Raw genomic sequence first — 12271 nt, forward strand, 5'->3', positions numbered from 1 at the left:
TCGACCTCCTCCCTGCCCCGCTTCTCCCTGACCCGAGGAACCGACCATGAGCCTGACCCGGACCCCCGCTGCCCCGCGCCCCCGCACGCCGCTCGACGACGTCCCCGTCCTCCTCGACCCGGCGGCCGTCGCCGACCTGCGCGGCCGCGTCCACGGACCGGTCTACGTGGCCGGTGAGGACGGCCTGGCCGCCGAGGTCGCCGCGTGGAACCTCGCCGTCACCCACACGCCCGCCGTCGCGGTCGGTGCCACCTGTGCCGCCGACGTCGCTGCGGCCGTCGCCTTCGCCACCGCGCAGGGCCTGCCGGTCGCCGTCCAGGCCACCGGGCACGGCCCGGTCCGCAACGCCGACGGCGCGCTGATGGTCACCACTCGCCGCATGCAGGGCGTCAGCGTGGACCCGGTCCGGCGCACCGCGCGGGCCGAGGCGGGCGTCAAGTGGCAGAAGGTGATGGCGGCCGCCGCGGAGCACGGGCTCGCCGGGCTGTGCGGCTCCTCGTCCGACGTCGGGGTGGTCGGCTACACCCTCGGCGGGGGGCTGGGGTCGCTCGGCCGCCGGCACGGGTTCGCCGCCGACGCGGTCGTGAGCGTGGAGATGGTGACCGCAGACGGCGTGCTGCGCACCGTCTGCGCCGAGACCGAGCCGGAGCTGTTCTGGGCGGTGCGCGGCGGCAAGGGCAACTTCGGGGTGGTCACCGCGCTGGAGTTCGAGCTGTTCCCCGTGCCGGCGCTGGTGGCCGGCGGGCTGTTCTTCGCCGGCCGCGACGCCGCCGCCGTGCTGCACGCCTACCGCACCTGGGCGCCGACGCTGCCCGAGGAGGTCAGCACCTCGATCGCGGTGCTGCGGCTCCCGCCCCTGGAGGAGCTGCCGCCGCCGCTGCGCGGGCAGACCGTGGTGCACCTGCGCTACGTGTACGCCGGCGAGGACCCCGCGCTCGGGACCGCGCTGGTGGCGCCGATGGAGTCCGCGGGCGAGGTGCTGCTCGGCGGCGTCGGGCCGATGCCGGCGACGGCCCTCGATGCGGTGCACATGGACCCGACCGACCCGATGCCCGGCTGGGAGAAGGGGGTGCTGCTCGCCGACCTCCCCGCGGAGGCGGTGGACGCGTTCCTCGCCGCGGCCGGGCCGGACGTCCAGGTGCCGCTGATCATGGCGGAGATCCGCCAGATGGGCGGCGCGCTGGCCCGCCCCGCGCGGGTGCCCGACGCCGTCCCGGGGCGCGACGCCGCCTGGTCGGTGTTCGTGGTCGGCCCGATGGTCCCGGAGCTGGGCGAGGTGGTGCCCGCGGTCGGCCGCGGCGTGCTGGCGGCGATGGAGCCGTGGGCCGCGTCGAGCCGGATGGTCAACTTCCTCGGCGACGTCTCCGGCCCGGACGAGGTGCTGGCGGCCTGGAGTCCCGAGGCGGCCGAACGGCTGCTCGCGGTCAAGCGCGCGGTCGACCCCGACGACGTCTTCTCCACCGGCTACGCGCTGCGGGCCCGCCGTGGCTGAGCCGCTGGTCGCCGTCCGTCCGCCCCGGCCGCCCGTCTGGCTGCGGCGGCGCATGGGCATCCCGCCGGCCCTGCCCCCGCCCGGCTGGACGCCCCGGCACGATCAGGTGAGCTGATCGTGCTGCGTCCTGGCTCACCGCCGACGGTGAGCCTGGACGCGCGACGCCGAGCCAGGACCTGTTCCGGTGGGCCTTCGGCCCGCTCCGGGGTCCCGCCCCGAGCGTGCGAGGGGTGGGGAGGAGGGGGTCCTTCGACCGGTCGTCCGCGGTCGTCAGTCCGGCAGCAGGACGCCGGGGTTGCAGATGCCCTGCGGGTCCAGCCGCTGCTTGACCGCGCGCAGCACCTCGACGCCGAGCAGGCCGACCTCGCGCGCCAGCCAGGGCCGGTGGTCGGCGCCGACGGCGTGGTGGTGGGTGAGCGTGCCGCCGGCGGCCAGCAGCGCCTCGGTCGCCGCCCGCTTCGCGCCGAGCCACTGCTGCAGCGGCAGGTCGTCGTCGCGGTCGGCGAGCACGGTGACGTAGAGGGACGCCCCGGTGGCGTAGCCGTGCGACACGTGCGTCATCAGCAGCGGCTGCCGTCCGGGCCGGCCGAGCGACGTCCGCAGCGCGGTGCGGACCGCGTCGTAGACCGCCGGCAGCGCCGTCCAGGTGGCCGCCGTCTCCAGCGTCTCGACCAGCAGGCCGGCGTCCATGAGCCGGTCGCGCAGGTGCGGGGCGGTGAACCGGTGCTCCCGCCAGGACTCGCCGACCCGGTGGCCCACCCGCCCCGCGCCGTGCTCGCGCAGCACCGGCACCGCGGCGCGGCGGCGGGCCCGGACCACGTGCGGCAGGCCCTCCCAGCCGACGACGAGCAGGCAGCCGTCGGCACGCCGGCGGGCGCGCAGCGCACCGCGCAGCAGGCGGGCGCCGGTACCGCCGGCGTTGAGCAGGTTGGTGCGGGTCTCCTCGGGGTCGGAGAGCCGGACGACGTCGGGCAGCAGGTCGTGCCGCGCCAGCCGCTGCAGGCCGGCCAGCCCGTCGGCCCACGTGCGGAACGACCAGCCCTCGTACACCCGGGTCTGCGGCGCCGGGCGCACCCTCAGCCGCAGCTCGGTGATCACACCCAGCGCGCCCTCCGAGCCCAGCGCCAGGCCCAGCAGGTCCGGCCCTGACGCCGACGCCGGCGGGTGCCCGAGCTCGAGCACCCCGGCCGGCGTCGCGAGCGTCAGCCCGGCCACCAGCTCGTCGAACCGCCCGACGCCGGTGGAGGACTGGCCGGCCGACCGGGTGGCCGCGTAGCCGCCGAGCGTGGCGTACTCCCAGCTCTGCGGCAGGTGCCCGAGCGTCAGCCCGCGCGCGCCGAGTACCTCCTCGAACGCCGGCCCGCGCATGCCCGGGCCCACGGTGACCAGCGACGACGCGACGTCGACGGAGGTCACCGACGCCATCCGCGAGACGTCGACCGACAGCGAGGGCCGGTCGTCGGGGTCCATCCCCGACAGACCGCCCACCACGCTGGTGCCGCCGCCGAACGGGACGACGACGACGCCGTGCTCGGCGCACAGCGCGAGCAGCGCGACGGTCTCCTCGGTGCTGCCGGGCAGGACGACGGCATCGGGGGCGTCGGAGGCGTCGCCCTCCCGCCGGCGCAGCAGGTCGAGGTAGCTCTTGCCACCGGCCCGCCGCAGCCGTGCCTCGCGGTCGGTGCGCACGTGCTCCTCGCCGAGCAGCGCGACCAGCGCGTCGTGGGCCTCCGCGGGCAGCCGCGAGGGCGCCAGCCGGATCTCGCCGACGGCGACCGGCGGGGTCGGTCGCGGCTCCCAGCCCAGCTCCTTCTCCAGGTGGCGGCGGGCGGCCTTGGGCAGCGCGGTGGCCGGGTCGGGGTCGCGGTCGGGCTCGAGCCGGCCCTCGGGGACGCCCTCCGGCCCGGTCCCCGTGGCTCCGCGGGAGCCGCCGGGCCCCCATCCCTGGATGGTCAGTTCCGGCTGCTCGGGCACGGCTACAGTCTGCCGGTGCTCCGACCGGGACCCCGCACGTGACCGGCGACCCCGACCTCACGCCGGAGCGCCGCGCGGCCGACGTCGAGGCGCTGACCAGCGGCGACGTCGACGTCGTGGTGGTCGGCGGGGGAGTGACCGGCGCCGGTGTGGCACTGGACGCCGCCGCGCGCGGCCTGTCCGTGGCGCTGCTCGAGCGGACCGACCTCGCCGCCGGCACCAGCCGCTGGTCGAGCAAGCTCGTGCACGGCGGGCTGCGCTACCTGGCGCACGGCGGGATCGGCCTGGCGCGGGAGAGCGCCCGCGAGCGCGCCGTCCTGATGCGCAGCACGGCGCCGCACCTGGTCCGGGCGCTGCCGTTCCTGGTGCCCGACGCCGCGGGCCGCGACGTCAGTGCCGTCGGTGCGCTGGGCGGGCGGCTCGGCGACGCGGTGCGGACCTCCGTGCGCGGCGGTCGCGGCTCGCTGCCGGGCACCCGCCGCGTGGGCCCCGCCGAGGTCGCGCGGCTGACGCCCGCGGTGCGCCCCGGCCGCGGCGGCGCGGTCTTCTGGGACGGCCAGCTTGCCGACGACGCCCGGCTGGTGGTCGCGCTGGCCCGCACGGCCGCCGCGCACGGGGCGCGGGTGCTGACCGGGGCGCGGGTGGTCGCCGTCGACGGCGGCGAGGTGCACGCGGACGTCGACGGCGCGGCGCTGACCCTGCGGGCCGGCGCGGTGGTCAACGCGACCGGCGTGTGGGCGCAGGCGCTGGCGCCCGGCATCCGGCTGGCGCCCTCGCGCGGCTCGCACGTCGTCGTCCGCGCGGAGCGGCTCGGCGACCCGCTCGCCGCGCTGACCGTGCCGCTGCCCGGCTCGCGGTCGCGATACGTCTTCGCGCTGCCGCAGCCCGACGGGCCGGTGTACCTGGGGCTCACCGACGAACCGGTGCCCGGGCCGGTGCCCGACGACGACCCGGTCCCGTCGGACGCCGAGGTGCGGCAGTTGCTCGACACGGTCAACCGGGTGCTGGCCGTGCCGCTGACCCACGACGACGTCGTCGGCGCCTACGCCGGGCTGCGGCCGCTGGTGCTGCCGGAGTCGGCGGGGACGGGGCCGGGGGGCGCCACCGCCGACCTGTCCCGCAGGCACCTGCTGCGGTGGGACGGACCGGTCCTCTCCGTCGTCGGCGGGAAGCTGACCACCTACCGCGCCATGGCCGCCGAGGCCGTCGACGCCGTGGTCGCGCGGCTGGGCCGCGGTGCGCGGCGGTCGCCCACGGCCCGGCTGCCGCTGGTGGGGGCGGCGTCGCGGGCGGAGCTGGCCGCCGTCGCCGCGCCGGCCCGGCTGGTCGCCCGGTACGGCACCGAGGCGCCGCGGGTGGCCGACCTCGGCCCCGACCCGGTGGTCGCGGGGCGGCCGGAGACGGTGGGGGAGCTGCGCTTCGGCGCGGTGGCCGAGGGTGCGCGGACCGTCGCCGACCTGCTCGACCGGCGGGTGCGCCTCGGCCTGGTCCCCGCCGACCGCGAGCGCGCGCTCGGCGCCGCCGAGGCCGTCCTGGGCGAGGCATAGGAAGCTCTGCGCACGTATCCGGCGGGGAGACGTGCGGATCGCTTCCCATGCCCCTCTGTCTCATCTGGTGGGAAGTCTGTTCCGCTCAGTGGGACGAGCGAGCAGGATGCCGGCGTGGACACCTACACGCACGGGCACGCCGAGCCGGTCCTGCAGTCGCACCGCTGGCGGACCGCCGAGAACTCCGCCGCGTACCTGCTGCCGCACCTGCGGCCCGGCCTCGACCTGCTCGACGTCGGGTGCGGGCCGGGGACGATCACCGTCGACCTCGCCCGCCGGGTGGCCCCGGGACGCGTGCTCGGCCTCGACGTCTCGCCCGACCCGCTCGACGAGGCGCGGGACCTCGCCGAGCGGGAGGGCGTCGCGGTGACCTTCGCCGTCGGCGACGTGTACGCGCTCGACCTGCCCGACGACTCGGTCGACGTCGTCCACGCCCACCAGGTGCTGCAGCACCTGACCGACCCGGTCGCCGCCCTGCGCGAGATGGCGCGGGTGTGCCGCCCCGGCGGGCTGCTCGCCGTCCGCGACGTGGACTACGCCGCCACCACCTGGTTCCCCGCCGACCCGGGCCTGGACCGCTGGCTGGACCTGTACGGCCGCGTGGCCCGGGCCAACGACGCCGAACCCGACGCCGGCCGCAGACTGCTGACGTGGTCCCACGCGGCGGGACTGCGTGACGTCACCGCGTCGGCGTCGTCGTGGTGCTACGCCTCGGCGGCCGAGCGGGAGTGGTGGGGCCGCTCCTGGGCCGGCCGCGCGACGGCGTCCGCATTCGCCGAGCAGGCGCAGTCCTACGGGCTGGCCACGCGGGACGAGCTGGGGGAGCTCGCCGCCGCGTGGCTGCGCTGGGCCGCCGCGGACGACGGCTGGCTCGCGATGCTGCACGGCGAGCTCCTCGTCCGCGTGTGAACGGCCGAGATCGGCGGTCCCGCACGCCTCGGGGCCCGGAGCCGTACGAGACCGCCGATCTCGGCGCGCGGAGGAGCGTCAGCCCGGGCGGGCGGCGTTGGCCTGGACCGCGGTGCTGACCCACTGCGCGAGGCCGGGCGCCACGTTCTCGTACGTCGCGGTGAACCGCTCGTCCTCGACGTACATCCGGCCGAGCGAGGCGTGCATCTCCGGCGGGCAGTCGTAGAAGTCCCGCGTGATCTGCTGCCGGTGCTCCTCGGCGAGGTCCATCGCCGGCGCGGAGTCCGGTGCGACGCCGGCCCGCAGCGCCTCGGCCATCCGCCGCATCAGGTCCTCGCCGTCGGCCTTGATCCGCAGCCAGTCGTCCTTGGTGTAGGCCGCGCTGCGCCGCGAGGACTCGCGGTAGGCGTCGGTGTCGCCCCAGCGCTCCTGCACCTCGGCCTCGTACTGCTCCGGGTCGTGCTCGCCGAACACCTCGAACCGCTCCTGCGGGGTCAGTGAGATCCCCATCTGTCTCGCCTCCATCTCCTTCTCGACGGCCGCGACCATCGCCTGCGTGCGCTCCAGCCGGTCCCGCAGCAGCCGGTGCTGCCGGCGCAGGTGCTCGGCGGGGTCGGCGGACGGGTCGTCCAGCAGGCTCGCGACCTCCTCGAGGGGGAACCCGAGCTCGCGGTAGAGCAGCACCTGGTGCAGCCGGTCCAGGTCCGCCGCCGAGTAGCGGCGGTACCCGGCCGCGGTGCGGCCCGACGGCGACAGCAGGCCGATCCGGTCGTAGTGGTGCAGCGTGCGCACCGTGACGCCGGCCAGCGCCGCCACCTCTCCCACGTTCACGCGGGTCCCTCCTCCCTGACGACGACGAGTGCACAGCCTGACGTCGCGTCAGGGTCAAGCGCGATGTCCGGACGGCGCGCGGGCGGTGCCTGGGCGAGGATGCCGGGGTGGCCGCTGAGGACGACCGTGTCAGTGACGAGGTCTCGCACGAGGACCCCTTCCCGCGGCAGCGGCTGACCGTCCGCGGCACCGAGATGGCCTACGTCGACGTCGGCGAGGGCGACCCGATCGTCTTCCTGCACGGCAACCCGACGTCGTCCTACCTGTGGCGCAACGTGATCCCGCACGTGCAGCACCTCGGCCGCTGCATCGCGCCGGACCTGGTCGGCATGGGCGAGTCGGGCAAGCTCCCCGACCCCGGGCGCGGCACCTACTCCTTCGCCACGCACGCCGCGCACCTGACCGGCCTCCTCGAGGCGCTCGGCGTCGAGCGGCGAGTCGTCTTCGTGCTGCACGACTGGGGCTCGGCGCTGGGCTTCGACTGGGCCCGCTCGCACCCCGAGGCGGTGCGCGGGCTGGCCTTCACCGAGGCGATCGTCACCCCGATGACCTGGGCCGACTGGCCGGCCGACGCCCGGAAGATCTTCCAGACCATGCGCGGCGACGACGGCGAGACCGTCATCCTGGACAAGAACGTCTTCGTCGAGCGGATCCTCCCGGCGTCCACGCTGCGCGGGCTCACCCCGGAGGCGCACGAGCGGTACCGGCAGCCCTTCCGGGAGCGCGAGGACCGCTGGCCCACGCTGGAGTGGCCGCGGCAGATCCCCCTCTCCAACGTCCCGCCGGCGGTGCACGACGTCGTCGGCCGGTACGGGTACTGGCTGCGCACCAGCGCCGTCCCCAAGCTGTTCCTGAACGCCGACCCCGGCTCGATCCTGGTCGGCCGGCAGCGCGCGCTGGTCCGCAAGTGGCCGTCGGTCACCGAGGTGACCGTGCCCGGCGCGCACTTCGTGCCCGAGGACTCGCCGCACGCGATCGGCCGGGCGCTGGCCGACTGGATCCCGACGCTCCCCTAGGTCCCGGCCCGGGCGCGGGCGAGATAGGCCGACGGCGTCACCCCGACGACGGACCGGAACTCGCGGCTGAAGTGCGACTGGTCGAACCAGCCGAGCGAGGCCGCGAGCCCGGCCAGGTCGGTGACCTCCCCGCCGTCGATGGCGGCCGCGGCGTCCTGCAGCCGGTAGCGCGCCAGCACCGCCTTGGGGCTCACGCCGACGTACCCGGCGAAGAGCCGTTGCAGCGACCGCGTGCTCGTGCCGGCCAGCGCGGCGACCTGGTCGACGCGCACCAGATCCCGGTCCGCGGCCATCCGCTCGAGCAGCGCCCGCAGGTCGAGGTACGCCGGTGCCGGCTCGGGTGCCAGCGGCGCGAGCGCGGCGTCGAGGACGGCGGCCCGCGCGTCGTCGTCCTCCTCGGCGAGCACGGCCGGGAGCAGTGCGGCGGCGTCGAGGCCGGGGAGCTGGCCGGCCAGCGGGACGGCGGCACCGGGGGCCGGGGGGCGGCCGCCCATCGCGACCCAGCCGCCGGGCCGGAACTTCGCCGCCGTCACCCGCCCGGCGCCGGTCAGGTCCACGACGAACCGCCGGGGGACGACGCCGTGCAGCAGCACCGCGGGCAGGTCGACGCCGAACCGGTGGTCGGTGCCCGTCTCCACGGACAGGTTGACGCTCGGGTGGCTGAGCACCTCCGACCGGTACGGCGGGCGGCCCGTCAGGTCCCAGGACACCGACCACCAGCGCTCCACGAACGGCTCCAGCTCCGGCGCGACCGGGGCGTCGCGCCGCAGTCCGGCCACCCGGGCGGTCTCGCCGGGCCGGAGCAGGCCACGCGTCGTCGGATCGGCTGTCGCGTTCCTCCAAGACGACACGGCCGGAGCGTAGGCAGGGTGGGGGACATGGCGATCACCGACGGCCGGCCCGACGGCTACACGACCCTGACCCCGTTCCTCGTCTGCTCGCCCGCCGCCGAGGCGATCCGCTTCTACGGGGAGGTCTTCGGCGCGACGACGGTCAGCCGGATGGACGGCCCCGACGGCACCGTGGTGCACGCGGAGCTGCAGTTCCCCGCCGGCCGCCTGCAACTGGGCGACCCGAACCCGCAGTACGGGCTGGTCGCGCCCACCGGGCAGGCCGAGGACCGGGTCAGCGGCTCGACCTGCGTCTACGTGCCCGACGTCGACGCGGTGTTCGCCGCGGCCGTCGAGCGCGGCGCCACCGTGCGCGAGGAGCCGGCCACCTTCGTCACCGGCGACCGGTTCGCCTCGATCTACGACCCGTTCGGGCACCGCTGGGCGGTCATGACCCGCGTCGAGGACGTCGGCCCCGAGGAGGCCGAGCGCCGGCTGGCCGAGTGGGCCTCCTCCGGCGGGCAGTGACTCGCGTCGGAGACGTCCGGTCGGTCGGCTCCCCGGCAGGGCCCCGCCGCGGGCTCGCGAGCGGTGGGGGGCAGGGGGGTCCTCCCCCTAGTCGAGCGCGCGGCGGCGGAAGCCGACCAGGCTGAGCACGCCGAACACCACGAGGAAGCCGGTCAGCGCCAGCGCGCACACGGTCAGCGACAGGTGCGGCACCTGCGGCGCCATCTGCGCGCGCAGCGCCTCGCTGACGTAGGTCAGCGGGTTGAGCGCGCACACCACCTGGAACCAGCGCAGCTGGTCCAGCGCCGGCCACGGGAACTGGGTGGAGCCGGTGAACAGCAGCGGCGTCAGGACGACGGCGAAGACGACGTTGATCCGGTTCGGCTTCACGAAGGTGCCCAGTGTCATCCCGATGGCGGCGCCCACCAGCGAGCCGAGCACCAGGAAGAACACGAGCACCGGGACGTCGGACCAGGTCACCGGCAGCGAGCCCAGCACCCACAGGCCGATCGGGAACATCACCGCCGCCGCCACCAGCGCCCGCATGGTCGCGAAGACCACCTTCTCGACGGCGACCAGCGCGGTGGGCAGTGGTGCCAGCAGCCGGTCCTCGATCTCCTTGGTGAACGAGAAGTCGATGACCAGCGGGAACGCGGTGTTCTGCAGCGCGGTCAGGAACGCGGCCAGCGACACGACGCCGGGCAGCAGCACGTCGGCGTAGGCGCTCGAGGTGAAGCCGAGCTCGACGAGCACCTTGCCGAACACGAACAGCAGGAAGACCGGCTGCAGCACCACCTGCAGCAGGAACGGCACGAACTCCCGGCCGGTGACGAACACGTCGCGCCAGAGCAGCGCCGTGAACGCCCGCCCGACGCTCGGCCGGGCGGGGACGGCGGTGCTCGACGCCCTCGGCGTCTCGACGGCGGTCATCGGAGCTCCCGTCCGGTCAGGCTGAGGAAGACGTCCTCGAGGCTCGGCTCGCCGATCCGCACGCCGGTGAGCCGGGCGCCGCGGGCGGTGAGCACCTCCGACACCGGCCCGACCGTGCCTGCGGCGTCGGTGGAGAGGTACAGCCGCGCCCGCAGGCCCGCAGCGTCGGCGACCGGCTCCACCCGCTCGGCCTGCGGCAGCGCCGCGAGCGCGGCGAGCACCGCCTCGTCGCTGTCCCCGGGGGCGCGCTCGACGTCGACGTCGAGGGTCGCGCTGCCGGGCAGCGAGCGGGTGAGCGCGGCAGGGGTGTCCAGTGCCAGCAGCCGGCCGTGGTCCATGATCCCGACCCGGTCGGCCAGCGCCGCCGCCTCGTCCATGTCGTGCGTGGTGATCACCACGGTCACCCCGCTGTCGCGCAGCTCGCGCACCCGCTCCCAGACGAACAGCCGGGCCTGCGGGTCCAGGCCGGTGCTCGGCTCGTCGAGGAACACCACTTGCGGGGCGTGCATCAGCGCGCGGGCGATGAGCAGCCGCTGCGCCATGCCGCCGGAGTAGTCGTCGACCTTGTCGCCGCCGCGGTCGCCGAGGCCCAGGCGGTCGAGCAGCTCGTCGGCCCGGCGGTTGCGCTCGGCCCGGCCCATGCCGTGGTAAGCGGCGTGGAAGACGAGGTTCTGCCGCGCGGTCAGCGAGCGGTCGAGGTTGGAGCGCTGGGGCACCACCGACAGCCGGCTGCGCGCGGTGACCGGGTCGGCTGCCACGTCGACCCCGGCCACGCGCGCCGTCCCGCCGGTGGGCAGCACCCGGGTGGTGAGGACGCCGATCGTCGTCGTCTTGCCGGCTCCGTTCGGACCGAGCAGGCCGAAGACCTCACCGCGCTCGACCGTGAAGCTCACCCCGGCGACGGCGTCGACCGGACGGCCGGGATAGCGCTTGACCAGGTCGGTGACCTCCACGGCGGCGTCCATCTCCGGCCATGGTGCCACTCCGCGGTCGGGGTGCCGCTGCCTTATGCCGTCGGCGCAGCGGCCGCGGAGAGGGCCTCGTCGACGGTGGGCATCGAGCCGGAGGCCGGCAGGGCCCGGTTGCCGAAGGAGGACAGCCGCGGCCCCCAGCGGCGCATCGCCGTCCGGTGCGGATCGGTGCGCGCGAACGTCCGCATCGTCGTCTGGTCGTCCCACCACGAGACGGTGGCGAAGTACAGACGCAGCGGCTGCGCGCGCAGCAGTGCCGAGCGCGCGCCCGGGGACCGGGAGACCTGCCGCAGGATCGTCAGCGAGGTCACCATGAAGGCGGGCACGTCGCGCAGGCGGCGCAGCCGGAGCTCGGTGAGCAGGACGACGCCGGGGCCGTCGAACGTCCGGCGGGCGGTCCACGGCAGATCCGGGATGACGGGCACGGGAGCCTCCTTAACAGGTGTAAAGCGACCGTACGCCCGCTGCTTTACACATGTAAAGTGCCAATGTGCCCCGGGACCTCCGCAGTGACCTGCTCGCCGCCGCCGGCACGCTCGTCGAGCGGAACGGGTCGGTCGAGGCCGTGTCGCTGCGCGGGGTCGCGCGGGAGGCCGGCGTGAGCGCACCCGCCGTCTACGGGCACTTCGCCGACCTCGGGGTCCTCCTCGACGCCGTGGTCGCACACGGGTTCACCGACCTCGTGGCCGCGGTCCGCGCGGCCACCGACGGGGTCCCCGACCCCGTCGAGCGGCTGCTGGCCGGCTGCGGCGCCTACGTGCGCTGCGGGTTGTCGGCGCCGGGCCGCTACCGCGCGATGTTCGGCTCCCGCCAGGTGCCCGCCGGGGCGGCCGCGTTCGACGTCCTGGTCGACGCCGTGGGCGCCTGCGTGCAGGCCGGCCGGTCGGCCAGCCGCGACCCCCGGGCCGACGCCACGCTGGTGTGGACGGCGCTGCACGGCCTGGTCACGCTGTGGGCCGGCTGGGTCGACCGTCCCGGGCCGGACCTCGACGCCCAGGTCGACGCGCTGGTCAGACGGCTGGCACTGGTCGACGACGGGAGCGCTTGACCTCGTACACCGCCGCGTCGGCCCGGCAGAGCAGGCTGTCGGCGTCGTCGCCGCGCCGGGAGAGGGCCACGCCGGTGCTCGAGCGCAGCGGAGGCCCGCCGTCGGTCGGGGTCGCCAGGGCCGCGGTGATGCGGTCGACCGGGCGCTGCGCGGCCGACCCGGTGGCGGTGCCGGGGCACAGGACGACGAGCTCGTCGCCTCCGATGCGCGCCACGG

13 protein-coding genes are annotated in these 12271 nt (G+C 76.1%); 6 read left to right on the plus strand and 7 right to left on the minus strand.

What is annotated here, in order from left to right; translation table 11 throughout:
• Positions 1-46: 46 nt before the first annotated feature.
• Complete coding sequence (locus tag BM414_RS00285; RefSeq protein WP_093577471.1) at positions 47-1492, plus strand: FAD-binding oxidoreductase; 1446 nt, start codon at positions 47-49, stop codon at positions 1490-1492.
• A gap of 270 nt (positions 1493-1762) precedes the next feature.
• Here BM414_RS00285 and BM414_RS00290 read toward each other — a convergent pair whose 3' ends face one another.
• On the minus strand, positions 1763-3466 hold the full coding sequence (locus BM414_RS00290; protein ID WP_093577472.1) for an FAD-binding oxidoreductase: 1704 nt from the start codon (positions 3464-3466) through the stop codon (positions 1763-1765).
• A gap of 38 nt (positions 3467-3504) precedes the next feature.
• Between BM414_RS00290 and BM414_RS00295 the strand changes: the two genes are divergently transcribed.
• Positions 3505-5013 carry a glycerol-3-phosphate dehydrogenase/oxidase gene (locus BM414_RS00295; RefSeq protein ID WP_093577473.1) on the plus strand — a complete coding sequence of 503 codons (1509 nt, stop codon included), beginning with the start codon at positions 3505-3507 and terminating at the stop codon, positions 5011-5013.
• Between the two features lie 114 nt (positions 5014-5127).
• Positions 5128-5922 carry a methyltransferase domain-containing protein gene (locus BM414_RS00300; protein ID WP_093577474.1) on the plus strand — a complete coding sequence of 265 codons (795 nt, stop codon included), beginning with the start codon at positions 5128-5130 and terminating at the stop codon, positions 5920-5922.
• Positions 5923-6000: 78 nt separating this feature from the next.
• Here the strand turns inward: BM414_RS00300 and BM414_RS00305 are convergent, their stop codons facing one another.
• Positions 6001-6753, minus strand: coding sequence for a MerR family transcriptional regulator (locus tag BM414_RS00305; protein WP_093577475.1), 753 nt, complete (start codon positions 6751-6753; stop codon positions 6001-6003).
• 107 nt (positions 6754-6860) lie between these two features.
• On the opposite strand from BM414_RS00305, the gene BM414_RS00310 reads away from it, so the two are divergent.
• Positions 6861-7769 (plus strand): haloalkane dehalogenase, encoded by a 909-nt coding sequence (locus BM414_RS00310; protein WP_093577476.1) that lies wholly within the window; start codon positions 6861-6863, stop codon positions 7767-7769.
• Here the strand turns inward: BM414_RS00310 and BM414_RS00315 are convergent.
• Positions 7766-8620 (minus strand): helix-turn-helix domain-containing protein, encoded by an 855-nt coding sequence (locus BM414_RS00315; protein WP_139245663.1) that lies wholly within the window; start codon positions 8618-8620, stop codon positions 7766-7768. The two genes, BM414_RS00310 and BM414_RS00315, sit on opposite strands and share 4 nt — an antisense overlap.
• A gap of 27 nt (positions 8621-8647) precedes the next feature.
• Between BM414_RS00315 and BM414_RS00320 the strand changes: the two genes are divergently transcribed.
• A complete protein-coding gene (locus BM414_RS00320; protein ID WP_093577478.1) occupies positions 8648-9127 on the plus strand; it encodes a VOC family protein in 480 nt (159 codons plus the stop codon).
• An 87-nt stretch (positions 9128-9214) separates the two neighbouring features.
• On the opposite strand, the gene BM414_RS00325 is transcribed toward BM414_RS00320, so the two are convergent.
• From BM414_RS00325 to BM414_RS00335, 3 genes are read right to left on the minus strand one after another with little or no spacing between them, the layout of a single operon-like run.
• Entirely contained in the window at positions 9215-10036 is an 822-nt protein-coding gene (locus tag BM414_RS00325) for an ABC transporter permease (RefSeq protein ID WP_093577479.1), read from the minus strand.
• Entirely contained in the window at positions 10033-11001 is a 969-nt protein-coding gene (locus tag BM414_RS00330; protein WP_093577480.1) for an ABC transporter ATP-binding protein, read from the minus strand. Before BM414_RS00330 ends, BM414_RS00325 begins: the two co-directional genes overlap by 4 nt.
• Positions 11002-11042: 41 nt before the next feature.
• Positions 11043-11432 carry a hypothetical protein gene (locus BM414_RS00335; RefSeq protein ID WP_093577481.1) on the minus strand — a complete coding sequence of 130 codons (390 nt, stop codon included), beginning with the start codon at positions 11430-11432 and terminating at the stop codon, positions 11043-11045.
• A 65-nt stretch (positions 11433-11497) separates the two neighbouring features.
• Here BM414_RS00335 and BM414_RS00340 point away from each other — a divergent pair, with 65 nt between their 5' ends.
• Positions 11498-12055 (plus strand): TetR/AcrR family transcriptional regulator, encoded by a 558-nt coding sequence (locus tag BM414_RS00340; protein WP_093577482.1) that lies wholly within the window; start codon positions 11498-11500, stop codon positions 12053-12055.
• Here BM414_RS00340 and BM414_RS00345 read toward each other — a convergent pair.
• A complete protein-coding gene (locus BM414_RS00345) occupies positions 12018-12269 on the minus strand; it encodes a diguanylate cyclase domain-containing protein (protein ID WP_093577483.1) in 252 nt (83 codons plus the stop codon). The two genes, BM414_RS00340 and BM414_RS00345, sit on opposite strands and share 38 nt — an antisense overlap.
• Positions 12270-12271: the final 2 nt, after the last annotated feature.

The organism is Geodermatophilus amargosae, from assembly GCF_900116515.1.
GTDB lineage: Bacteria > Actinomycetota > Actinomycetes > Mycobacteriales > Geodermatophilaceae > Geodermatophilus > Geodermatophilus amargosae.

What these genes read in the sequence shown, in the direction of transcription:
- BM414_RS00285 (WP_093577471.1), top strand. Translation starts at nt 47, where the DNA reads ATGAGCCTGACCCGGACCCCCGCTGCCCCGCGCCCCCGCACGCCGCTC.
- BM414_RS00320 (WP_093577478.1), top strand. Translation starts at nt 8,648, where the DNA reads ATGGCGATCACCGACGGCCGGCCCGACGGCTACACGACCCTGACCCCG.
- BM414_RS00325 (WP_093577479.1), bottom strand. Translation starts at nt 10,036, where the DNA reads ATGACCGCCGTCGAGACGCCGAGGGCGTCGAGCACCGCCGTCCCCGCC.
- BM414_RS00330 (WP_093577480.1), bottom strand. Translation starts at nt 11,001, where the DNA reads ATGGACGCCGCCGTGGAGGTCACCGACCTGGTCAAGCGCTATCCCGGC.